The 21,279-nt window shown below is 72.4% G+C and carries 23 protein-coding genes; 13 read left to right on the forward strand and 10 right to left on the reverse strand.

Going from position 1 to position 21,279, the window contains the following annotated elements; all coding sequences use genetic code 11:
* Positions 1-89 precede the first annotated feature (89 nt).
* Positions 90-221, reverse strand: coding sequence for a hypothetical protein (locus tag ABZU46_RS16410; RefSeq protein WP_255787660.1), 132 nt, complete (start codon positions 219-221; stop codon positions 90-92).
* A gap of 166 nt (positions 222-387) precedes the next feature.
* Here ABZU46_RS16410 and ABZU46_RS16415 point away from each other — a divergent pair, with 166 nt between their 5' ends.
* Together ABZU46_RS16415 and ABZU46_RS16420 are read left to right on the forward strand one after the other, a co-directional pair.
* A complete protein-coding gene (locus tag ABZU46_RS16415; protein WP_007464729.1) occupies positions 388-609 on the forward strand; it encodes a biotin/lipoyl-binding carrier protein in 222 nt (73 codons plus the stop codon).
* Positions 606-1,115, forward strand: coding sequence for a GNAT family N-acetyltransferase (locus tag ABZU46_RS16420; protein WP_354858454.1), 510 nt, complete (start codon positions 606-608; stop codon positions 1,113-1,115). Before ABZU46_RS16415 ends, ABZU46_RS16420 begins: the two co-directional genes overlap by 4 nt.
* A 10-nt stretch (positions 1,116-1,125) precedes the next feature.
* Here ABZU46_RS16420 and ABZU46_RS16425 read toward each other — a convergent pair whose 3' ends face one another.
* Positions 1,126-1,728, reverse strand: coding sequence for a helix-turn-helix domain-containing protein (locus ABZU46_RS16425; protein WP_354858456.1), 603 nt, complete (start codon positions 1,726-1,728; stop codon positions 1,126-1,128).
* 112 nt (positions 1,729-1,840) lie between these two features.
* Between ABZU46_RS16425 and ABZU46_RS16430 the strand changes: the two genes are divergently transcribed.
* Positions 1,841-3,421, forward strand: a complete 1,581-nt coding sequence (locus tag ABZU46_RS16430; RefSeq protein ID WP_354858458.1) for an MDR family MFS transporter — start codon at positions 1,841-1,843, stop codon at positions 3,419-3,421.
* 58 nt (positions 3,422-3,479) lie between these two features.
* Here ABZU46_RS16430 and ABZU46_RS16435 read toward each other — a convergent pair whose 3' ends face one another.
* The gene (locus tag ABZU46_RS16435) at positions 3,480-5,309 is read right to left on the reverse strand and encodes a tetratricopeptide repeat protein (RefSeq protein WP_354858460.1); all 1,830 of its coding nucleotides are present in this window, start codon (positions 5,307-5,309) and stop codon (positions 3,480-3,482) included.
* A gap of 183 nt (positions 5,310-5,492) precedes the next feature.
* Here ABZU46_RS16435 and ABZU46_RS16440 point away from each other — a divergent pair, with 183 nt between their 5' ends.
* Positions 5,493-6,524, forward strand: a complete 1,032-nt coding sequence (locus tag ABZU46_RS16440) for an SIS domain-containing protein (RefSeq protein ID WP_354858527.1) — start codon at positions 5,493-5,495, stop codon at positions 6,522-6,524.
* Positions 6,525-6,554: 30 nt separating this feature from the next.
* Positions 6,555-8,147, forward strand: a complete 1,593-nt coding sequence (locus tag ABZU46_RS16445) for a histidine kinase N-terminal domain-containing protein (protein ID WP_354858463.1) — start codon at positions 6,555-6,557, stop codon at positions 8,145-8,147.
* 292 nt (positions 8,148-8,439) lie between these two features.
* Here ABZU46_RS16445 and ABZU46_RS16450 read toward each other — a convergent pair whose 3' ends face one another.
* Together ABZU46_RS16450 and ABZU46_RS16455 are read right to left on the reverse strand one after the other, a co-directional pair.
* Positions 8,440-10,056, reverse strand: a complete 1,617-nt coding sequence (locus ABZU46_RS16450; RefSeq protein ID WP_354858465.1) for a glycosyltransferase family 39 protein — start codon at positions 10,054-10,056, stop codon at positions 8,440-8,442.
* Between the two features lie 36 nt (positions 10,057-10,092).
* Complete coding sequence (locus ABZU46_RS16455) at positions 10,093-11,118, reverse strand: aldo/keto reductase family protein (RefSeq protein WP_354858468.1); 1,026 nt, start codon at positions 11,116-11,118, stop codon at positions 10,093-10,095.
* A gap of 62 nt (positions 11,119-11,180) precedes the next feature.
* On the opposite strand from ABZU46_RS16455, the gene ABZU46_RS16460 reads away from it, so the two are divergent.
* The 5 genes from ABZU46_RS16460 to ABZU46_RS16480 all read left to right on the forward strand — a co-directional run bounded on the left by ABZU46_RS16460 (position 11,181) and on the right by ABZU46_RS16480 (position 15,797).
* Positions 11,181-12,092: an ArsR family transcriptional regulator gene (locus ABZU46_RS16460; RefSeq protein ID WP_354858469.1), complete on the forward strand. Its 912-nt coding sequence runs from the start codon at positions 11,181-11,183 to the stop codon at positions 12,090-12,092.
* A 291-nt stretch (positions 12,093-12,383) separates the two neighbouring features.
* A complete protein-coding gene (locus ABZU46_RS16465) occupies positions 12,384-14,096 on the forward strand; it encodes a nitrite/sulfite reductase (protein WP_354858472.1) in 1,713 nt (570 codons plus the stop codon).
* Positions 14,093-14,254: a hypothetical protein gene (locus tag ABZU46_RS16470; protein WP_354858473.1), complete on the forward strand. Its 162-nt coding sequence runs from the start codon at positions 14,093-14,095 to the stop codon at positions 14,252-14,254. The genes ABZU46_RS16465 and ABZU46_RS16470 overlap by 4 nt, the downstream gene beginning before the upstream one ends.
* Positions 14,251-15,012, forward strand: a complete 762-nt coding sequence (locus ABZU46_RS16475) for a phosphoadenylyl-sulfate reductase (RefSeq protein WP_354858475.1) — start codon at positions 14,251-14,253, stop codon at positions 15,010-15,012. The genes ABZU46_RS16470 and ABZU46_RS16475 overlap by 4 nt, the downstream gene beginning before the upstream one ends.
* Positions 15,009-15,797, forward strand: coding sequence for a CbiX/SirB N-terminal domain-containing protein (locus ABZU46_RS16480; protein WP_354858529.1), 789 nt, complete (start codon positions 15,009-15,011; stop codon positions 15,795-15,797). Before ABZU46_RS16475 ends, ABZU46_RS16480 begins: the two co-directional genes overlap by 4 nt.
* Before the next feature lie 166 nt (positions 15,798-15,963).
* Here the strand turns inward: ABZU46_RS16480 and ABZU46_RS16485 are convergent, their stop codons facing one another.
* Together ABZU46_RS16485 and ABZU46_RS16490 are read right to left on the reverse strand one after the other, a co-directional pair.
* The gene (locus tag ABZU46_RS16485) at positions 15,964-16,221 is read right to left on the reverse strand and encodes a WhiB family transcriptional regulator (RefSeq protein ID WP_007072794.1); all 258 of its coding nucleotides are present in this window, start codon (positions 16,219-16,221) and stop codon (positions 15,964-15,966) included.
* A 447-nt stretch (positions 16,222-16,668) separates the two neighbouring features.
* On the reverse strand, positions 16,669-17,619 hold the full coding sequence (locus ABZU46_RS16490; RefSeq protein ID WP_354858476.1) for a diacylglycerol kinase family protein: 951 nt from the start codon (positions 17,617-17,619) through the stop codon (positions 16,669-16,671).
* A gap of 43 nt (positions 17,620-17,662) precedes the next feature.
* Here ABZU46_RS16490 and ABZU46_RS16495 point away from each other — a divergent pair, with 43 nt between their 5' ends.
* Entirely contained in the window at positions 17,663-18,052 is a 390-nt protein-coding gene (locus ABZU46_RS16495) for a hypothetical protein (protein WP_234588649.1), read from the forward strand.
* 72 nt (positions 18,053-18,124) lie between these two features.
* Here the strand turns inward: ABZU46_RS16495 and ABZU46_RS16500 are convergent, their stop codons facing one another.
* From ABZU46_RS16500 to sodN, 3 genes are all read right to left on the reverse strand, one after another.
* Complete coding sequence (locus ABZU46_RS16500; protein ID WP_266245852.1) at positions 18,125-18,532, reverse strand: ATP-binding protein; 408 nt, start codon at positions 18,530-18,532, stop codon at positions 18,125-18,127.
* 32 nt (positions 18,533-18,564) lie between these two features.
* Positions 18,565-19,020 carry a GNAT family N-acetyltransferase gene (locus ABZU46_RS16505; protein ID WP_354858530.1) on the reverse strand — a complete coding sequence of 152 codons (456 nt, stop codon included), beginning with the start codon at positions 19,018-19,020 and terminating at the stop codon, positions 18,565-18,567.
* A gap of 62 nt (positions 19,021-19,082) precedes the next feature.
* A complete protein-coding gene (gene sodN / locus ABZU46_RS16510) occupies positions 19,083-19,487 on the reverse strand; it encodes a superoxide dismutase, Ni (RefSeq protein ID WP_007464694.1) in 405 nt (134 codons plus the stop codon).
* 84 nt (positions 19,488-19,571) lie between these two features.
* Here sodN and ABZU46_RS16515 point away from each other — a divergent pair, with 84 nt between their 5' ends.
* On the forward strand, positions 19,572-19,922 hold the full coding sequence (locus ABZU46_RS16515) for a S26 family signal peptidase (RefSeq protein WP_354858479.1): 351 nt from the start codon (positions 19,572-19,574) through the stop codon (positions 19,920-19,922).
* 143 nt (positions 19,923-20,065) lie between these two features.
* Positions 20,066-21,244 carry an NADP-dependent malic enzyme gene (locus ABZU46_RS16520; protein ID WP_354858481.1) on the forward strand — a complete coding sequence of 393 codons (1,179 nt, stop codon included), beginning with the start codon at positions 20,066-20,068 and terminating at the stop codon, positions 21,242-21,244.
* Positions 21,245-21,279: the final 35 nt, after the last annotated feature.

A 21,279-nucleotide genomic window follows, 5' to 3' on the forward strand; every position in this document is an offset into this window, starting at 1 on the left:
CCCGGGTCGAAGATCGACCCGGGCCACCGGCGTACCCGGCCTGCGCCGGGTCGGACTGACCGGTGACGGGCGCTCGCCCGTCGGCGCGTTCAGGAGTTGGGACGCTTGCCGTGGTTGGCGGCGCTCTTCTTGCGGGCCTTCTTCTTGCGGGACTTCTTCGCCATGCTGACCTCCTCGTGATGGGTCGGATCCGTGCTGCGCGCGGCCTCGCGCCGGTGCACCCACCGGCCGCCCGGCGTCGGGTCCGACCCGCTGATGGTAGTGCGCTCGGCACCCGGTGCCTTCCCCCGGGGCCGCCCCGGCCGGCGGGCCGCACCGCTCCGCTCCCGCGCCCCACCCTCGCGTGATTGGATACGTCGGCAGACACATCGCGAAAAAGGGAGGGCCGTGGACATGGCCGAGGAGATCCGCGCCGAGATGGTGGCGAACGTCTGGAAGGTCGTCGCGTCGGCGGGCGACACCGTGTCCGAGGGCGACACTCTGGTGATCCTCGAGTCGATGAAGATGGAGATCCCGGTCGTCGCCGAGGCCGATGGCGTGGTCCAGCAGCTCGCCGTGCACGAGGGCGACGTCGTGCAGGACGGCGACCTGATCGCGGTGATCGGTTGAGCGGGCTTCTGGTCCGGCTCGCCGACAGCGCCGACTTCCCGGCGGTCGCCCGGCTGACCGTGGCCGCGTACGAGGCGGACGGTCAGCTCAAGGGCGAGCACGGGTACGGGGCGGTGCTGGCCGACGTCTCGACCCGGGCCGCCAGCGGCGAGGTGCTGGTCGCGGTGGACGAGGCGACCGGCGCGGTGCTCGGCTCGGTCACCTTCGTGCTGCCGGGCACCCCGTTCGCCGAGCTGTCCGGGCCGGGCGAGGCGGAATTCCGCATGCTGGCAGTCGACCCGGCCGCCCAGGGGCGGGGTGTGGGCGCGGCGCTGGCCCAGGCGTGCGTCGACCGGGCAGCCGAGTTGGGCTGTACGGCGGTCGTCATCTGCGTCCGCGCGGGGATGGCCGTTTCGGCCCACCGGCTCTACGAGCGCCTCGGGTTCGTCCGCATGCCGGAGAAGGACTGGTCGCCGGTTGCGGGCGTGGCCCTGCTGGGCCTGCGGCTGGAGCTGCCCCGCGCCTGAGGCCGGCTCGTCAGCCCCGACCGCTGGCCAAGGCCGCGTCCTCGTCGGGCTCCGTGCCGATCGCGGCCAGCAACTCGTCGGCCACCTCCAGCGCCAGCCGGCGGCGTTCGGCGTCGGTGATGCCCGGTGCCCGCACGGCGAACCAGCTGGTGTGCACGGCGAACAGGGACAGGGTGGCGCGCAGTTGGGCGGCGGGGGAGTCGTCGCCCCGGCAGAGGGCGCTGGCGAGCCGCATCATCCGGCCACGCATCTGCTGGCCGGAGGAGAGGCTCTTGAGCACTGTCTGGTTCTGCTCGAAGAAGCGCATCACCGACGGCATGTCGCCGCCGAACATCGTGTCGGCGTAGCGGGAGATGAGGGCGCGGCGGGTGGCCAGGGTCGCGGGCTGTGAGTCGGCCCAGGCGGTCAGCGCGTCCATCTGATCCAGCCGATCCTCCACGAAGCTGGCGACGATGTCGTCCTTGCTCTTGAAGTGGTAGTAGAGCGCCGCCTTGGTGACGTTGAGGCGTTCGGCGATCTCCCGCAGCGAGGTCTTCTCGTAGCCCTGCTCGGTGAAGAGCTCCAACGCGACGGCCTTGATCCGCTCTCGGGTGCCGCCTGTGCTCTCCCTCACCTACGCCCCCCAATTCACTTGACCGTCAGTTGGTACCCAACTTACCGTGCGGCTAGTAAGGTGACTAGCCGGGCGGCAAGTAAGTAAGGCAATCTTTGGGGGGAGCTTACCCATGACACAGGCAACCCAGGCCGGCGCACGACCCAACGTACGGGTCGTGCTGTTCGGGCTGATGATCGCGATGATGCTCGCGATGCTCGACAACATGATCGTGAGCACCGCGCTGCCGCGGATCACCTTCGAGTTCGGCGGTGCCGGCCACTTCACGTGGATCGTCACGGCGTACATCCTCGGCACGACTGTCTCCACGCCGATCTGGGGCAAGCTCGGCGACCTCTACGGTCGCAAGACGGTCTTCCTGACCTCGGTGGTCATCTTCCTGATCGGATCGGCGCTCTGCGGCATGGCCGGCTCGGCGATGTTCGGCGGTGTCGACAAGGGCATGATGGAGCTGATCGCCTTCCGCGCCGTGCAGGGCCTGGGCGCCGGCGGCCTGATGGTCGGCGTGATGGCGATCATCGGCGATCTGGTGCCGCCGCGTGAGCGCGGGCGGTACCAGGGCATGATCGCTGGCATCATGGCCATCGCCATGGTGGCCGGCCCGCTGGTCGGCGGCTTCATCACCGACAACCTCTCCTGGCGCTGGGCGTTCTACGTGAACCTGCCGCTGGGCGGCGTCGCGCTGCTCGTGCTGATCACCACGATGCACCTGCCGAAGTACCGCACCGAGCACCGGATCGACTGGCTCGGCGCCGGCCTGCTCTCGGTCGGCATCACCGCGATCGTGCTGCTCACCACCTGGGGCGGCAACGAGTACGACTGGGTCTCGCCGCAGATCGTCGGCCTGGCCGTGCTGGCGCTGGTCGCGCTGGTGGCGTTCGGCCTCGTGGAGCGCCGGGTTCCGGAGCCGATCCTGCCGCTGGCGCTGTTCGCCAACCGCAACTTCGCGCTGATCTCGGTGATCGGCTTCCTGCTCGGCTTCGCGATGTTCGGCGCGATGAACTTCCTGCCGCTCTACCAGCAGACCGTGCAGGGGGCCTCGGCCACCAACAGCGGCCTGCTGTTGCTGCCGTTGATGTTCGGCATGCTGGTGGTCTCGCTGGTCATCGGCCGGGCGATCACCAAGAACGGTAGGTACCGGGCGTACCCGATCATCGGCGGCGTGGTGATGACCGGGGGCATGGCGCTGCTCTCCATGCTCGCCCTCGACACCAGCAAGCTGCAGTCCTCGCTCTACATGGTCGTGCTGGGCGTCGGCATGGGCTTCCTCATGCAGACCTCCATGCTGATCGCGCAGAACAGCGTGGAGCAGAAGGACCTGGGCGCGGCGAGCGGCGCGGCCACCTTCTTCCGGTCGATCGGCGGCTCGTTCGGTGTCTCGCTCTTCGGCGCGATCTTCGCCAACCAGCTCGCCGGCTCCGCCGCCGGCAAGGCGTTCAGCGGCGGCGGCGAGGGCGGGATGGACCTGGAGAAGCTCAAGCAGCTGCCCGCCCAGACGCGTGAGCTGGTCCTCACCGGCCTCTCGGACGCGATCTCGCACGTGTTCCTCTGGGCCGTGCTGTTCACCATCGTGATCCCGGTGCTCGCCTGGTTCATCAAGGAGATCCCGCTGCGCACCGCCAACGAGGCGCCGCCGCAGGCCACCCCGGAGGAGGAGGCCGAGGTCGCCCTCGGCAAGGCCCCGGTCGCCTGAGCCCACCCGGCACCCGCGCGCCGCGTCGTCCCCCGGTGGGGAGGGCGCGGCGCGCGGGTCAGGAGCGGCGGGTCAGCCGTTGCCAGAGGCGGCGCAGCGGGTTGCGGGGGCGGGGGATTCGGGGGGCCAGCTCGCCGAGCATCCGGGTGGCCAGTGCCGCGGTGTCCGGGTCCAGGGCGGGGGCGGCCAGCGCGAGGTGGGCCAGCGAGACCGCGATCGGCACCGGCCGGGCCTGGGCCACCGCCGCCGCGTCGGCCAACCGGTCCGCCACCACGCGGGCCACGTCCGGCCGCACCGCCGGGTCCACCCAGGCGGCGGTGATCAGGGCGAACAGCGCCGCCTCGGTGACCCAGTCCTCCACACCCCAGACCAGGTCCACCAGCACCCGGCGTCGGGTCGAGCCCGCCCAGGGCTCGTCGGTGCGCTGGTGCAGCAGCCCCAGACAGGCCCAGACCTGCACCCCGCGGACCCAGATCGACGGATCCTGGGCGGCCAGCAGTCGTCCCAGCCCGCTCGCCGGTGCCGCGGGCGGGTGCACCAGCAGCCCGAGCAGGTCGTCGACGTCGAGGCCGGCCAGGCCCACCGCCGCGTCGTAGGCCGCTGGCGGGTGCGGCCACGCCGGGTGGGCCACCTGTCCGATCCGTTCGACCGCCGCCGCCGAGGGCGCCGGCAGCGCCGGCGTCGGCACGTTCTCCGCGAAATGCCACAGCCGCTGCGCGGACGGGCGTCGGGGCTCGCGCGGGTCCGGCTCCGCGGCGCCGGCGACCTCGATCCGCAGTCCGGGCGCCACCGCCGTCGCCGTCCGTAGGGCGCTCGGTGGGGCTGCCGCCGCGAGGCGTACGGCGCCGCCGATGCCGTTGTCGTCGTCGGCGACCGCCCGGCGGAGCGCGTCGACCAGGGGGCCGCCGGCCGGCGTCAGTTGCCCGAGCCAGGGCCGTCCCCGGCAGCACTGGGCCAGATCGCCGTGCTCGTGGCTGTCGTCCGGGTGGTCACGGATGAAGTCGGCGAGCGCGACCAGGTGGGACAGGTCGCCGTCGCGCAGGTGCCGCAGCCGGTGGGCGGTGTGCACCGCGCAGTCGAACGACGGGTCCCGGGCCAGCGCCCGCTCGGTCCACTCCAACGCCTCGTCGAGTCGGCCGGTCTCGGCCAGGGTGCCGGCGATGTCGGCGTAGATGGCCAGGTCGTCGGGGTCCAGGTCGACGGCCCGGCCGAGCGCCGCGAGGGCGTCGCGGGTCCGACCCGCGCTGCGGTACGCGTACCCGAGCCAGACCTCGCCCATCTTCGAGGGCTGGCACCGTACTCCTCGGCTGGCCCAGCGGATCGCCAGCGCGACCTCGCCGAGCCGTCGGGCCAGCGCGGACGCCGCGCCCAGCAGGAGACCGTGTTCGGGGTGCACGGTGGCGGCGTTGCGGGCCAGCGTGAGGTACGGCGTGAGGGCGTTCCGCCCGGCCCTCGGCACCGGGTCGGTCAGCGCCGCGCAGACCTGCATGAGGACGCGGGCGATGTGTTCCGGTTCCAGCCGTTCGGCCAGTTCGGAGGCGGTCACCCACGGCACGCCCGCCCACTGGGTGCCGGGGGTGTGACCGGTCGCCGCGGCCAGCAGCTCCAGCCCTTCGGCGGGGCGACCGGCGGCGGCCAGCAGGTGGGCGCGGGCGACGACCGCGCCCACGAAGGTGTGGTGGTTGATCGGGAAGAGGTCGAGCCCTCCTCCGTCGGCCGCGGCGAGGCGGGCCAGCGTCTCGTGCACCTCAGGCAGGGTGGGTGCCCGCGCCAGCGCGCCGGCCAGGTGGCCGGCGGCGTGGTGGAGGTCACCCTCGTCCAGTGCCAGCCGGGCCAGGGCCAGCTCCTCCGTCGCGGAGAGCGCGGGCTCGTCCCTTCCCTCTGGCACGGTGTCCTCTCGTCGCAGCTACAGACAGCGGGGCCAGCGTAGTTGATATTGAGATGATCAAGTGATCAACTGCGCACTGCTGCTCGAACAATTGCTGCTGTCAACTCTAACGTGCAAGACTGAGCAGGAAACGCGCGGCAATCGCGCAAGAGGGGAGCGTTCGTGACACGTGCAGGGTCCGGAATGGCGGCCGACATCGACGAGCAGCCCGCCGGCTACGCGCGCCTGCTCGACAGCGCCAACGCCGCGGCGATCGCCCGGGTGGCGGCTGTCGTGGCCGAGCGTCGACCGCGACACGTGGTCTTCACCGCCCGGGGCACGTCCGACCACGCGGCCCTCTACGGCGCGTACCTGACCGAGATCCGGCTCGGCCTGCCCGCCGGGCTCGCCTCGCCGAGCGTGGTCACCCTGTTCGGCGCCCGCCCCGACCTGTCCGACGCGCTCGTCGTCGGGGTCAGCCAGAGCGGTGGCTCACCCGACCTCGCCGAGGTGCTGCGCGCCGCGCGGGCCTCCGGCGCGCTCACCCTCGCGGTGACCAACGCCCCCGGCTCCCCGCTGGCCGAGACGGCCGAGTTGAGCATCGACATCGCCGCCGGGCACGAGCGGGCGGTGGCGGCGACGAAGACGTACACCGCTGAACTGCTCGCCCTGCTCATGCTGGTCGAGGGGATCCGGGCCGGCGAAGGCGTGCTCCCGGCGGCCGAGCGGGAGGCGCTCGCCGCGCTGCCCGACCTGGCCACCAGGACGCTCGCCGACGACACCCCGGCCCAGCTCGCGCCGCGCTACCGCTTCGCCCGCCAACTGGTCACCACCGGCCGTGGGTACGCCTACCCGACCGCCCGCGAGGCCGCGCTGAAGCTGATGGAGACCTCGTACCTGCCGGCGCTCGCCTTCTCCGGCGCCGACCTGCTGCACGGGCCGCTCGCGATGACCGACCCGGAGGTCCCGGTGCTCGCCGTCGTCGGCTCCGGTCCGGGTGGTCGGTCGATGGGCGAGGTGCTGCCCCGCCTCGGCGAGCGCCGCGCCGACGTGGTGGTCGTCGGCTCCGCCGACGTGCCGGGCGCCACCCGGCTCGCCGTCCCCGAGGTCGACGAGCGGTACGCGCCACTGCTGGACATCCTGCCGTTGCAGCGGCTGGCGCTGGCGTTGGCCCTGACCCGTGGCGAGGACCCGGACGCGCCGCGCGGCCTGAAGAAGGTCACCGCGACGATGTGAGGCGCCGCGCGGCGTGGCACCCTGGTCACCGTGTCCACGCTGCGCGACCTCGCCGAGGAGCACACCCATCTCCGTCCGGCCGACATCGACCACCTGCACCGGATCGCCGGCGACTGGCAGCTGCTCTCCGATCTGTCCTTCGCCGACCTGCTGCTCTGGGTGCCGGTCGACGCCGAGGGCACGTTCCTCTGTGTCGCCCAGGTCCGCCCGACGACCGCGCCCACCGCGTACCAGGACGACCAGGTGGGCCGGATCATCGGCGGCTCGGAGGTGGCCCACCTGGGGGTCGCCTACTCCCAGGGGCGGATCTGGCGGGAGGGCGACCCGGTCTGGTACGGCGACGTGCCGGCCCGACACGAGGCGATCCCGGTCCGGCTACGCACCGCCGACGGCGAGGCCGGCGAAGTGATCGCGGTGGTCGGCCGCGACACCAACCTCTCCACCGCGCGTACGCCCAGCCAGCTGGAACTCAACTATCTGACCACGGCCGACGACCTCGCCCAGATGATCGCGGACGGCACCTTCCCGCCACCGCGGCACCCGGGCGAGACCACCTCCGCCCCCCGCGTCGGCGACGGCCTGGTCCGGCTGGACGCCGGTGGCAAGGTCACGTACGCGAGCCCGAACGCGCAGTCCGCGTACCGCCGGTTGGGCTACGCCTCCCACCTGGTGGGGGAGGATCTGGCCGCGCTGCACCGCCGGCTGGCGGGCGACCCGCTGGACGGCACCGAGGCGGCGAACGGCATCCTGGCGGCGTTGCGCGGCGAGGCGCCGCCCCGGCGGGAGATCGACGCACGCGGGGCCACGATGCTCACCCGCGCCCTGCCGCTGATGCCGGCCGGGGTGCCGATCGGCGCGCTCGTGCTGGTGCGCGACATCACCGAGGTCCGTCGTCGCGACCGGGCACTGATCACCAAGGACGCCACCATCCGGGAAATCCATCACCGGGTGAAGAACAACCTCCAGACGGTGGCCGCCCTGCTGCGGTTGCAGGCCCGCCGGGTGGCCATGCCGGAGGCCCGGGTCGCCCTGGAGGAGTCCGTCCGCCGGGTCGCTTCGATCGCTCTCGTGCACGAGACGCTCTCGATGTCCAGCGACGAGGCGGTCGAGTTCGACGGCATCGTCGACCGGGTCGCCAGCGCGGCGACCGAGGTCGCGGCGACCGAGGTGAGCGTCGGCATGCGCCGTAAGGGCAGCTTCGGCGTACTGCCCGCGGAGATCGCCACGTCGCTGGTGATGGTCCTCAACGAACTGCTGCTCAACGCCGTCGAACACGGCTTCCCGCCAGCCGACGAGACGGACGACGCACCCGTGCCGCCGACCTCGGGCGTGGTGCCGGCCGTCGTCGCCGAGTCTGATCCGTCGGCGCGACCGGAGGTGGTGGTCTCGGCGCACCGGTTCCGCAAGATGCTGCACGTCTCGGTGACTGACAACGGGCGCGGGCTGCCACCCGAGTTCGACGCCGAGCGCGGCAGCCGACTCGGTCTCCAGATCGTGCGGGCCCTGGTCACCGGCGAGCTGCGCGGCACCATCGAGCTGCGCGCGGGCGCCAAGGGCGGCACCGAGGCGCTGCTCGTCGTCCCGCTGGCCCGCAACGCCCCGGAAGGCCGCGCACAAGCCTGACCCCCGCCCGGTTACGCCTCCGTCGGCCGCTGGGGCTCTGGCGTTGGTGACGCGTTCGCGGTCCGGCGTTGGTGGCGCGTTTACCGTCCCGGCTTGCCGGCGCGGCGCGGCCGGGCAGTCATGTCGTTTGGAGCCCTATACCTGTGAGTCATAAATATGACTCACAGGTATATCGCCTACTGAGGTGTGGCGGCTGACGGGCGACGGCTGGCGGGGTGTCCAGGCTGTCGCGCCGAGCCCCCCGACCCTGGGCGGCATCGGCCCGAGGCGACGACCGGGCTGGGCCGGTGGGTCAGCGATCGGGGCGGCTGGTCAGCAGCGCGACGGTCAGGCCGGCACGCTGCCAGACCTGCGTGACGGTGAAGTCGGTGCGCAGCGCGTCGCCCTTGGCGCCGGGCACGGCGGCCAGCGGCTCGGCGTGCCGGCCGGAGACGACGAGCCACACTCGTGTCGTACCGGCCAGGCACTGTGCCGGTTGCGGGCACTCGGCGGCCCACAGATCGCCCCGGCGGACCTCGTCCTCGGTGACCAGCACGTCGCGTGGGGGGTCGCCGAGGTGGTATTCGATGCCGAGGTCGAGGAAGAGCCAACTGTGCCGGGGCGAGTAGACCACCGCGTCCCCCGGGCGTTGGCCGTCGGCGATCACCTGAGCCGCGCCCGCGTAGTCCACCGGCGCGCTGCGCGGCCACTCGTGGGTCCGGCGCAGCGCGGCCTGGTCGGGTAGGCCGAGCAGCGCGGCCAGGACCACCACGACAAGAGCGGCCGGCGCCGCGACCGCGGCCAGCGCCGCGCCCGCCAGCAGACACGCGAACGGCACCACGAAGACCAGGTACCGAGGAACCCACAGGGGTACGACCGTGCCGACGGCGAAGAGCAGCAGCACGGGCAGCAGCATCGCGCTCACCGGCAGCAGGGCGCGCCGCCCGAGCCGGGCAGCGCCCAGAGCGGCGACCCCGACCAGCAGACCGCCCACCACGCTGCTCTGGGCCACGCCGCCGGGCAGCGCGCTCAGGTCGTCCAGCCGGGCCGGATCGACCCAGCTCAACTGCTGGGAGCGCTGGGCGCGGGCGCGCAGCAGCAACGGGGTCACCACCAGCGCGGCCGGCACCAGGGCGATCACCCACCGCCAAATCCGCCCGTCCCGGCCGCCGGGACGACCGACGGGCGCATTGTCGTGGACCGGCGCATTGTCGTGGACCGGCGCGCTGTCGTGGGTCGGGGTGGTGTGGTGGACCGGCGCGGTGTGGTGGGTCGGCGTGGTCCCGGCGACCGGCGAGGCGATGCCGACGGCGGCCGGGCCACGCCACCAGGTGATGACGACGACCAGCGCATGCGCGGCGAGCAGGGTGAGCGCGATCAGATGGATGAGCCCGAGCGCGGCGACGGCGACGGCGTAACCGGCCCAACGGGCCCAGCTCGGTCGGCGCAGCGCGGTCACCAGCAGCAGGGTGGCGAGCACCGCGAGCATGGTGGCCAGCGCGTACGGGCGGGCCTCCTGACCGTAGCGGGAGGTGCCGGGGAGCACCGCGAACAGCAGCCCCCCGAAGAGGCCGGCACGCCGGTCGACGAGTTGCGCGCCGAGCACGGCGAGCAACCCGGCGGCTGCGGTCATCGCCAGCACGGCCGGTACCCGCAGGGCGATGGTGGAGTCGCCGAAGACTCTGGTCCAGCCGTGCATCAGCAGGTAGTACGGCCCGGTGGCGGCGTCGATGGTGCCGGCCAGGCGGGCCAGGTCGCGGGGCGACCGGGTGGCCGCGCTCCAGGTCGCCAGCTCGTCGCGCCAGAGCTGGGCGGAGCCCAGCCCGGTCACCGTCACCGCCAGGGTCAACAGCGCCGGGGGGAGCCAGACCGGCAGGCGGCGCAGGTGCTCCCACGCCGTCCCAACCGACCTCTCGGACAATTGCCCCACGGCCCGAGCCTGCCACGGCCACCCCCGCCGTGGGCGTCAGCCGGCGGCAGGCGGTGGGCGCCAGGCGGGCATCACGTCGTTCGGACGGGCGGTCTTCGCCGGATCACGCTCCACCAGCTCGTCGAGTACGGCGTCGATCCGGGCCATCAGCTCGTCGTCGAGCCGTACCGTGGCGGCCCGTGCCGTCTCGGCGAGCTGCTCGGGCCGGGACGCGCCGACGATCGCGCCCGCCACCGTCGGACGGCGCAGCACCCACGCCACCGCCAACTGGGCCATCGTGCAGCCGGCGGCCTCGGCGATCGGCCGGAGCTGGCGTACCCGGGAGAGCAGCAGATCCGAGGAGTAGCGGGCGATGAACGAGCCACCGAAGCCGTCGGTGGCCCGGGAGCCGGCGGGCGGACGGCCGCCCGGTTCGTACCGGCCGGTCAGCACGCCCATCGCCAGTGGCGACCAGGCGAGCTGGCCCAGGCCGAGGTCAGCGCAGGCGGGCGACACCTCGGCCTCCACCACCCGCCACAGCATCGAGTACTGCGGCTGGTTGGCGATGAACGGGAGGTGCAGCTCGGCGGCGAGCCGCATTCCCGCGCGCAGCTGCGGGCCGGTCCACTCGGATGCGCCGACGTAGAGCACCTTGCCCTGACGGACCAGGTCGGCGAAGGCCAGCATCGTCTCCTCCAGCGGCACACTGTCGTCGTACCGGTGCGCCTGATAGAGGTCGATGTAGTCGGTGCCCAGCCGGCGTAGCGAGGCGTGACAGCTCTCGATGACGTGCTTGCGGGACAGCCCGGCGTCGTTGGCCCCCGGCCCGACCGGCAGGCACACCTTCGTGCACAGCTCGATCGAGCTGCGCCGGACGCCGCTCAGCGCCCTGCCCAACGCCTCCTCGGCCCGCCCCTGGGCGTACCGGTCGGCGGTGTCGAACGTGGTGATGCCCGCGTCCAGGGCGGCGGCCACGCACGCGGCGGCCGCGTCGTCGTCGAGCTGGTTGCCGTGGGTGACCCAGTTGCCGTACGCGACCGCGCTGACGCGCAGGCCCGACCGGCCCAGTTGCCTGTACTCCATACCAGGATCCTCGGGCCGCCCCGCGCTGTCGCCGAACCGTTCGAACGTGGTCGAATCCATAGGTGATCGAGGTTCGGTTCTCGCCCGACGACCTGAGCCGGGTCCGGTTCGTGCACTCGCCGCTGGCCGAGCTGGTGGCCAGCTCCTGTGCGTTGCGCAAGCCCGCGAAGTACTGGATGCACCGCCCGTGGCGGGAGCGCGCGGAGCGGCTGCTGCCGGATGCCGGTCTGGAACCGCTGTTGGCGGTGCTCCGGTCGTCCAACGGCTACGTGCCGGATTTCCTCACCCCGGTCGGGGCGGCGCCGAACCTGGCCGCCGAGTTGCGGGCGGTCGCCGGCACCGACCCGTCCCGGGTGCGGCGGCAACTGGAGCGGGCCGGCGCACCCCGGCTGGCCCCGGACGAGCTGGTCGCGCAGCTCCACAGGTACTTCACCCTGCTGATCGCACCGGACTGGCCCCGGCTGCGGGCGCTCGCGCTGGCCGACATCCGGCGGCGGACGCTACTCGCCGCCGAGCAGGGTGGGCGCACCCTGCTCCGCGAGCTGCACCCGTTGATCCGGTGGGACGGCGCGGCGCTGCGAGTCGCCGTCGGCACGACCCGCCCGACCGGCCTGGACGGACGCCCGTGGACGCTGCTGCCCACCGCGTTCTCCGGGCCGACGGTGCACGCGATCACGGAGGGCGACGCCGGGCCCGCCCTCTGCTATCCGCCCACCGGGCTGGGCGGGCTGTGGGATGCGCCGCCGCCCAGCGCGGCGCTGAGCGCTCTCCTCGGCGGTACGCGGGCGGCGGCGCTCGCCCTGCTCGACTCGCCGCTGAGCACCGGCGAGCTGGCCGCGCTGCTGGGCCTCGCGCCGGCGACCGCGTCGCACCACCTCACCACACTGCGGGACAACGGCCTGGTCGCCGGCGTACGGCAGGGTCGGGTGGTGCGTTATGCCCGAACTGTCCTGGGTGACCAGCTGGTCGGCTGACCTCCGGCCCGTGATGTGGGATCCAGCACGCGGACATTGGCCGGCCCCCATGGGGTGTGGCAGCATGGGCCCATGACCGCCGCAGTCGTCCGCCGCTTCGTGGCTCGTCGCCACGTTGATTACGGCCGCGTGCGCAGCGCGATCTGTCCGGCCTACTGACGACGCCCGACCAATCCGTCTCGGGCGCGCTCCGCGCCGGCTGTCTGAAGACACCGTTGTCCCGCCCGCTATGCGGGCCGGCCGCCGCGCCCCGCGTAGCCCGAGGCACAGCAGACAACGGAGGACGCCGCGATGGCGGTCAGCAGCATCCCGGCCCGTTCCGAGGACCCGACGGCCCGCCCGGCCCGGGCGCCACGCCGGCCCCGGGGTGAGGGTCAGTGGGCGCTCGGCCACCGCGAGCCCCTCAACCCCAACGAGCGGATCAAGAAGGACGACGACCCGCTCAACGTCCGGGCCCGCATCGAGAACATCTACGCGCACCGCGGCTTCGCCTCCATCGACCCGCAGGATCTGCGCGGCCGTTTCCGCTGGTGGGGCCTCTACACCCAGCGCAAGGCGGGCATCGACGGCGGGCGCACCGCCGTGCTGGAGCCGCACGAGCTGGAGGACGAGTTCTTCATGCTCCGGGTCCGCATCGACGGCGGCCAGCTCAGCCTGGCTCAGCTGCGCGTGATCGCGGACATCTCGCGGGAGTTCGCCCGGGACACCGCCGACATCACCGACCGGCAGAACATCCAGTACCACTGGATCCGCGTCGAGGACATGCCGGAGATCTGGCGTCGGCTGGAGTCGGTCGGCCTGCAGACGACCGAGGCCTGCGGCGACTGCCCACGGATCGTGCTGGGCAGCCCGGTCGCCGGGGTGGCCCGCGACGAGCTGCTCGACCCGACCCCGGCGATCGACGAGATCGTCTCCCGGTACGTGGGGGACAAGCAGTTTTCCAACCTGCCCCGCAAGTTCAAGACCTCCATCTCCTGGCTGGTCGACACCCCGTACGAGTCGAACGACATCGCCTTCCTCGGCGTCGACCACCCCGAGCACGGGCCCGGCTTCGACGTCTGGGTCGGTGGCGGGCTCTCCACCAACCCGATGCTCGCCCAGCGGCTCGGCGTCTGGGTGCCGCTGGCCGAGGTGCCGGACGTGTGGGCCGGCGTGGTCGGGATCTTCCGCGACTACGGCTACCGCCGGCTGCGTAACCGGGCCCGGCTGAAGTTCCTGGTGGCCGACTGGGGCGTGGAGCGTTTCCGGGAGGTCCTGGAGAAGGAGTACCTGGGCCGTACGCTGCTCGACGGTCCCGCCCCGGAGCTGCCGGCGAAGCCGGTCGACCACGTGGGCGTGCACGAGCAGGCCGACGGGCGGCACTACGTGGGGGCCGCCCCGGTGGTCGGGCGGGTCTCCGGTGGGCAGCTCGCCCAGCTGGCCGACGTGGTCGAGGCGCACGGCAGCGACCGGGTGCGGCTCACCCCGTACCAGAAGCTGCTGGTGCTCGACGTGCCGTCGGAGCGGACGGAGTCGCTTGTCGACGCGCTGCGCGGGATCGGGCTGGAGGCCCGGCCGTCGGCCTGGCGACGCGGCACGATGGCGTGCACCGGTATCGAGTACTGCAAGCTGGCCATCGTCGAGACGAAGGCCCGCGGCGAGGAGCTGGTGGCCCGGCTGGAGCAGCGGCTGCGCGACTTCGACGCGGACATCTCGATCCACATCAACGGCTGCCCGAACGCCTGTGCCCGCACGCAGGTCGCCGACATCGGCCTCAAGGGCCAGCTGGTGGTCGGCCCGGACGGCCGCCAGGTGGAGGGCTTCCAGGTGCACCTGGGCGGCGGGCTGGGCATGGCGCAGGGGCAGAAGGCTGGTTTCGGCCGCAAGCTGCGCGGTCTGAAGACCACCGCCGACGAGCTTCCGGAGTACGTGGAACGGCTGGCCCGTCGCTACCTGGCCGGGCGGAGCGAGGGCGAGACGTTCGCCAACTGGGTGATCAGAGTCGACGAGGAGGAACTGCGATGAGCAGCGAGAACCGAGCGGCACCCCTGTACTGCCCGTACTGCGGCGAGGAGGACCTACGGCCGCACGAGGCGGGGCACGGCGCCTGGGAGTGCCACGCCTGCGCACGGGTCTTCTCGGTGAAGTTCACCGGGCTGCTCTCGCAGGCGGTGACCCGATGAGTCTCGTCTCCGCCGCGAGCCTGCGCCTGGTCGGTCCGGGCGCTCAGACCTCGACCGACCCGGCCGGGCGCAGCCCGGACGAGCTGCGGACGCTGGCCGAGCAGGCGGCTCAGGACCTGGAGGGCGCCCCCGCCCTGGAGATCGCCCGCTGGGCGGCGCAGACCTTCGGTGACCGCTTCTGCGTCACCAGCTCGATGGCCGACGCCGTCCTGGCCCACCTGGTGTCCCGGGTCGCCCCGGGGGTGGACGTGGTCTTCCTCGACACCGGTCTGCACTTCCCGGAGACACTGCGGGTGCGCGACGAGGTGGCCCGGACGCTGCCGGTGAACGTCCGGTCGATCCGGCCCCGGCTCACCGTGGGGCAGCAGGACGGCCAGTACGGTCCGCGACTGTTCAACAAGTCGCCGGACGACTGCTGCCAGCTGCGCAAGGTGGAGCCGCTGGAGCGGGCGCTGTCCGGGTACGACGCCTGGGCCGCAGGCCTGCGCCGGGACGAGTCGCCGACCCGTGCCAACACGCCTGTGGTGACGTTCGACGCGCGGCGCGGCAAGGTCAAGGTCAACCCGATCGCAGCCTGGTCGCAGGGGGACGTGGACGCCTACATCGCCCGCTGGAACGTCCCGGTCAACGAGCTGTTCAAGCAGGGCTACGGCTCGATCGGCTGCTGGCCGTGCACCCGACGGACGAAGGCCGGCGAGGACCCGCGGGCCGGGCGGTGGGCCATGTTCGAGAAGACCGAGTGCGGGCTGCACGTCTGACCCCGTCACCGACGACCCCGACCGGCCCGTTTGCGGCCGGCGGGGCGGCCCCGGTGGTGCTTGTCGCACACGGCAGCCGGGATCCACGAGCGGCCGAGGCCACCCGGGCGCTGGCCCGGGCGGTGTCGGCCGCCCGGCCCGGCCTGTCGGTGTGGGCGAGCTGGCTGGACCACACCGAGCCGGGACCGACCGAGGTGCTGCGCAAGCTGGCCCAGGCCGGGCATCCCCGTGCGGTGGTCGTGCCACTGCTGCTGACCGCCGCGTACCACCACCGGGTGGACATTCCGGCGGCCGTCGCCGCCGCGACGGAGGCCGGGCCCCCACTGGCGGTACGGGTGACCGACGTGCTCGGCCCGGCGGACGGAACGGTGTCGCCGGCGTTGCTGGCGGGGCTGCGCCGTCGGCTCGTCGAGGTTGGCCCGGGGCGCTTCGACGCGCTGGTGCTGGCCGCCGCGGGCACCCGGGACGCCCGGGCGCGCCGTTCGGTGGGCCGGGTGGCGGACGCGCTCGGCGCGGAGTTCGGGGTGCCCTGCCGGGTGTCGTACGCCTCGGCGGCCCCACCGACGACCGGTGTGGCCGTGGCCCGGCTGCGGGCGGCCGGCGCGCGCCGGGTGGCGGTGTCCGCGTACTTCCTCGCGCCGGGCCTGTTCCACGACGCGGTGGCCGACTCGGCTCGGGCGGCCGGTGCGGTGGCGGTGGCGGCCCCGCTCACGGATGCGCCGGAGTTGGCCGAGCTGGTGCTACGCCGGGTCGACGACCGGCACGCGCTGGCACCGACGGGTTGATGGCTCAGCGGCTCGGGCGGCTCTGCCGCTGACGGGTCAGGCGGCTCAGCCGGGTTGGCGCAGACGGCGGCGGAGCCGCTGACGGCTCAGGCGGGTTGGCGGGCACGGGACAGCAGTACGCCCCGGCAGGCGGACCTGCCGGGGCGTGCAGCTGTGTCGTTGGGGATCAGGCGGAGTGAGCGCGCAGCACCCGGAGGCCGCCGCGCCGCTTCACAGCGCGCCGCTCCTCCTCGCTCATCCCGCCCCAGACGCCAGCGTCCTGACCGGACTCGAGCGCCCACTGCAGGCACTGGTCGGTCACGGAGCAGCGCCGGCAGACGGCCTTGGCCTGCTCGACCTGCAGGAGAGCCGGTCCGGACGTCCCAATCGGGAAGAACAGTTCCGGGTCCTCGTCGCGGCAGACAGCATGGTGACGCCAGTCCATGGCGGCAACACTCCTCATTCTGGATGGGTGGCAATTTATTGCGGGTAGTGCTTTTCCTATATGCATCAGCAGTGCCTAAGGTGACCGTTCGCGTCTGACCATTCGGCAGTGCGTGAGCAGGCGGTTAGCCTCGGAGACCTGCTGGAACAGCTCAACCTGACGAGCATATCCAGGCAATGTCCCGGTAACTCAAGTTCGCTTGTGAATACTTTCACGAACGCTCGTGATGTCAAGGGTGACGCTCGGAAAAACTCCAAGCGGTGAGCAAGCCCACAACCCATTTGTCCGGGTTCCAGTGCGTTCCTGGTTACCCGCCGTGCCACAGCCGAGGATCAATATAGTACAGTCTGCGTGACATTGCTGACATTTCCGGCACCTGCCCCTCGGTGTGGCGGCACCTGCCGGCGCGGTTGCGGCGCCGCGTCGACCAAGGGCAGTACCCGAGACCTAGCAGATTACTCTGAGTGCGGCCGGAATGGATGCGAATCTGACTTTCTCCCGCTCGCCAAGATAGTCGCCGTCCAGCTGGAACGCCTGCGGGCGGCTGGAGAGCAGGGTGAACTCCGCTGTGTCATGGAGTCGTAACACCTGACGACCGCTCGGATCGGGCCGCCGGGACAGGAACTGGGTGACTGTCCGTGTTGTGCTAGCCACCCGGAGCTGACGCAGTGCCAGCACGTCGAGGCCGAGATCGAACGACGCCTCCGGGTTCGGGTTGACCTCGCGGTCGCCCAGGTACGTCCACGGAGCGGTGTTCTGGATGATGACGGTGGCCAGCTCGTCCTCCGCCGGCTCACCCGGTCGCTCCAGGCTGATCGCCGGATGCCGCCGGTCCGAGGCGAAGAAGTACTGGTTCATGATCGAGCGCAGGTAGAGCCCCGGAGTCGAGACCCGCCCCTTCCGCCGCGCCTGCTCCACCCGGTGGATCACCGCAGCGTCCAGGCCGAACCCGGCGCAGAAGGTGAAGTAGCGGTCGTCCGCGCGGCCCAGCCCGACCGTGCGGTGCCGGCCCAGGCGCAACCCTTCGAGGATCATGCTGGTCGCCTCCGGCCATTCCCGGGGCAGGCCCAACGCGCGGGCGAACACGTTTGTCGAACCGCCCGGAACGGTGGCCAACGCGGGCAGTCGCTCCGCCATCGAGGCGCCCTCGACGCCGGCCGGCGGTTCGGCCGCCATCAGGCCGTTCACCACCTCGTTCACAGTGCCGTCACCACCCAGGGTGACGACGAGATCAACCCCCTCCACGGCGGCCTCCCGGGCCAGCGCCATGGCGTGCCCCCGGCGACGGGTGTAGCGCACACTGAGGTCGACTTCGCTGCGCAGCGCCCGGACAAGCACGTCCCGGCTGCGTTCGCTGGTGGTGGTGGCCTTCGGATTGACCACCAGGACGGCCCGCATGGGCGGCACTGTACCTCTCGATAGCCCGGGTATCGTGGCGCGCGTGACCATCGACTCGGCCCCGGTTCCCGTCACACTCCGCTGGGCGGTGCGGCTGCTCTGGGCGGAGGCGGTCGCCGTCGGGCTGATCGCGGTCTGGCTGGTCTGGGCCGACCTCACCGCCACCACCACCGACCTGGCGTCGGCGTTGCTGGTGACCGCGTTCGCCGTCGGGGCGGCCGTCGCGCTCTGGGCGCTGGGCCGCGCGCTGCTGCGCCGACAGGCCGGCGCGCGGGCCCCCGCGATCGTCCTTCAGCTCATGCTGCTGCCGATCGGCTGGTTCATGATCCAGGCCGGGCTGGGCTGGCTGGGCGTACCGCTGATGGCGCTCGGCCTGGGCGTCGGCTGGCTGCTCGTCAGCCCGCCCACGACGAAGGCCCTCGGCTTCGAGTGACCCCGCCGCACGGGCGGGAGGCAACGGATTCGCCCGCGGCCCCGGCTGGGCGGGGTCGGCGGGGTGCGTCGGTCAGTAGCCGCCGGAGCGGCGGGTGAGCAACGAGATGGTCGCCCGGCCGTCGGTGGCCGTGGCGGACGCCGACGTGGTCAGCGCGGTGAGCACCTTCCAGGCGAAGGACGACTCGGCCGGCAACGTTGCCCCGCGTACGGTCGGCACGGTCACCTCGACGGTCAGCGCGTCGTTGGTGACCGAGAACCGGCACTCCAACTCGGCGTCGCGGGTGGCGATGGCGAGCAGCATGGCGCACGCCTCGTCGACGGCGATCCGCAGATCCTCGATCTCGTCGAGCGCGAACTGCAACCGGGCCGCGAGGCCGGCGGTGGCGGTGCGGAGCACGCCGAGGTAACCGCCGTCGGCGGGCACCGTGAGGTGCACCACGTCGTCGTCGGTCGCTGGCTGGCCGGTCAGTTGAGTCACGCCTCATCCCCCCGGTCGGGGACTCTACCCGGTCAGTCGTTCGGGCGCGTGTCGGCGGCCTCCGCCTGAGCGGCCAGGTCGCGCAACGCGTCACCGCTGAGCCGGTAGGGGACCCACTCGCTCATCTGCTCGGCGCCGATGGAGGCGTAGAAACCGGCAGCCGGATTCCACTCGATCATCCACCACTCCAGCCGCCGGTAACCCCGTCGTACGCAGATGTCGGCGAGCGTGGCGAGCAGCAGCCGGCCCGCGCCGGTGCCCCGGGCGGCCGGGGATACGTAGAGATCCTCCAGGTAGATGCCGTGCACGCCAGCCCAGGTGGAGAAGTTGAGAAACCACAGGGCGAAGCCGACCGGCTGGTCGCGCTCGTCGACCGCGACGTGGCCGAAGAGCGCCGGAGCAGTCGCGAACAGCGCCGAGGTGAGCTGCTCGGTGGTGAGGTGGCACTGGTCGGGAGCGCGTTCGTACTCCGCCAACTCGTGCACCATGGCGACGACGGCCGGCACGTCCTCGGGACGTACCGGCCGGATCGTCGGGATGACCGCGTTGGTCACGCCTTCTTGGTCTCCCAGAAGATCTTCGCGATCTCGTCGATCTTCGCGAGGAGCTTGTCGGCGGTGGCCGGGTCGAGGCTGCCCTTGACGCCACCGGCGCCGGCGAGCTTGGTGGCCTCGTTGAACAGGGTGTGCAGGTTCGGGTACTTCTCGAAGTGCGGCGCCTTGAAGTAGTCGGTCCAGAGCACCCACAGGTGGTGCTTGACCAGCTCGGCGCGCTGCTCCTTGATGATGACCGCCCGGGTGCGGAACTCCGGGTCGGTGTTCGCCTGGTACTTCTCGCAGATCATTTTGACCGACTCGGCCTCGATCCGGGCCTGGGCCGGGTCGTAGACGCCGCACGGCAGGTCGCAGTGAGCGCTCGCGGTGACGCGGGGCGCAAGGATGCGTGGAAGTCGCATCGGGATCCTCCATGGGAAGTTTGCGATGATCAAAGGCGACATTACTCCTGGGAATGCTCCCCGAACCGGGTGGAGGTGAAACCAGTGCGAGCCGATCACCCGGCGGAGGCACCGCACCTGCGCGGGCCGCTGACGCCCGTTTCGGTGACCGGCCCGTCCATGGCGCCGACGCTGCGGCACGGCGACGCGGTGCTGGTCCGCTCGGGGGGGCGCCCGATCCGACCCGGTGACGTGGTGGTCGCCGTCTTCCGGACGCGTCCCGAGCTGCTGGTCGTGAAGCGGGCGGTACGACCGCAGGACGGCGGCTGGTGGCTGCGCGGCGACAACGATCTGGTCACCGACGACTCCCGGGCGTACGGGGTGGCCGACGTGCGCGGGAGGGTGCTGTTCCGCTACTGGCCCCGCCCCGGACGGGTGCACCGTCGGACGTTATGACCCTGCTCACATCCGAGTGACGGTACCGACACTATGCTCGGAAAGTGCCCGGGTGACCCCCCGCACCGCGTGCCACTGCTCGCCGCCCACCTCGCGGCCGGGCCGGCCGCCCCGTCTGCTCGACAGATCCTGGAGTCACCATCATGTCTTCGTCCACCGTGGACCCTGCTGATCCCGTCTTCCAACTGCACCTGGGCGGCAAGATGGCCGTCACCTCGACGGTCCCGCTCACCAGCCGCGAGGACCTCTCCCTCGCGTACACCCCGGGTGTGGCCCGGGTGTGTGAGGCGATCGCCGCCGACCCCGACCTGGCCGACGACTACACCTGGGCGTCGCACGCCGTCGCGGTGGTCACCGACGGGTCGGCGGTGCTCGGGCTCGGCAACATCGGCCCGCGCGCCGCGTTGCCGGTGATGGAGGGCAAGGCGGTGCTGTTCAAGCAGTTCGCGGGGGTGGACGCGGTTCCGGTCTGCCTGGACACCCAGGACGTGGACGAGATCGTCGCGGTGGTGCGGGCACTGGCCCCGTCGTTCGGCGGGATCAACCTGGAGGACATCAGCGCGCCGCGCTGCTTCGAGGTGGAGCGCCGACTCGACGAGGCGCTGGACATCCCGGTCTTCCACGACGACCAGCACGGCACCGCCATCGTGGTGCTCGCCGCGCTGCGCAACGCCGCCACCCTGCTCAACCGCAAGCTCGGTGACCTGCGGGTGGCGGTGAGTGGCGCGGGCGCGGCCGGCGTGGCCGTGACGAAGATGCTGGTCGCCGGTGGGGTCAACCCCGACCAGGTGGTGGTCTGCGACTCCAAGGGGATCATCGGCCGGCACCGCACCGAGTTGACCGGCACCAAGGCCGAGTTGGCGGCGAGCACCAACGCCGACGGCCGCCAGGGCGACATCACCGAGGCGCTGCGTGGTGCGGACGTGCTGATCGGCGTCTCCGGCGGGCAGATCCCCGAGGCGGCCGTCGCCCAGATGGCACCCGGCGGGATCGTGTTCGCGCTGGCCAACCCGACCCCGGAGGTGCACCCCGAGGTGGCCACCCGGCACGTCGCGGTGGTCGCCACCGGCCGCAGCGACTTTCCCAACCAGATCAACAACGCGCTGGCCTTCCCCGGGGTGTTCCGGGGCGCGTTGGACGCGCGGGCCACCCGGATCACCGAGGGGATGAAGGTCGCCGCCGCGGACGCCATCGCCGGCGTGGTGGCCGAGTCGCTCACCGCCGACGCGATCGTCCCGTCGCCGCTCGACCCGCGCGTCGCCCCGGCCGTCGCCGAGGCCGTCGCCGAAGCGGCCCGTCGCGACGGAGTCGCCCGCCGGTAGGCGGGGCCCTTCTTAACGGGCGCTCAGCTTGTTAC

This window comes from Micromonospora sp. NPDC005197, from assembly GCF_040608295.1.
Taxonomy (GTDB): domain Bacteria; phylum Actinomycetota; class Actinomycetes; order Mycobacteriales; family Micromonosporaceae; genus Micromonospora.

Coding starts and splice junctions, on each gene's coding strand:
- ABZU46_RS16430 (WP_354858458.1), top strand. CDS start 1,841: ATGACACAGGCAACCCAGGCCGGCGCACGACCCAACGTACGGGTCGTG.
- ABZU46_RS16440 (WP_354858527.1), top strand. CDS start 5,493: ATGGCGGCCGACATCGACGAGCAGCCCGCCGGCTACGCGCGCCTGCTC.
- ABZU46_RS16455 (WP_354858468.1), bottom strand. CDS start 11,118: ATGGAGTACAGGCAACTGGGCCGGTCGGGCCTGCGCGTCAGCGCGGTC.
- ABZU46_RS16465 (WP_354858472.1), top strand. CDS start 12,384: ATGGCGGTCAGCAGCATCCCGGCCCGTTCCGAGGACCCGACGGCCCGC.
- ABZU46_RS16470 (WP_354858473.1), top strand. CDS start 14,093: ATGAGCAGCGAGAACCGAGCGGCACCCCTGTACTGCCCGTACTGCGGC.
- ABZU46_RS16475 (WP_354858475.1), top strand. CDS start 14,251: ATGAGTCTCGTCTCCGCCGCGAGCCTGCGCCTGGTCGGTCCGGGCGCT.
- ABZU46_RS16485 (WP_007072794.1), bottom strand. CDS start 16,221: ATGGACTGGCGTCACCATGCTGTCTGCCGCGACGAGGACCCGGAACTG.
- ABZU46_RS16490 (WP_354858476.1), bottom strand. CDS start 17,619: ATGCGGGCCGTCCTGGTGGTCAATCCGAAGGCCACCACCACCAGCGAA.
- ABZU46_RS16505 (WP_354858530.1), bottom strand. CDS start 19,020: ATGGTGCACGAGTTGGCGGAGTACGAACGCGCTCCCGACCAGTGCCAC.
- sodN (WP_007464694.1), bottom strand. CDS start 19,487: ATGCGACTTCCACGCATCCTTGCGCCCCGCGTCACCGCGAGCGCTCAC.
- ABZU46_RS16520 (WP_354858481.1), top strand. CDS start 20,066: ATGTCTTCGTCCACCGTGGACCCTGCTGATCCCGTCTTCCAACTGCAC.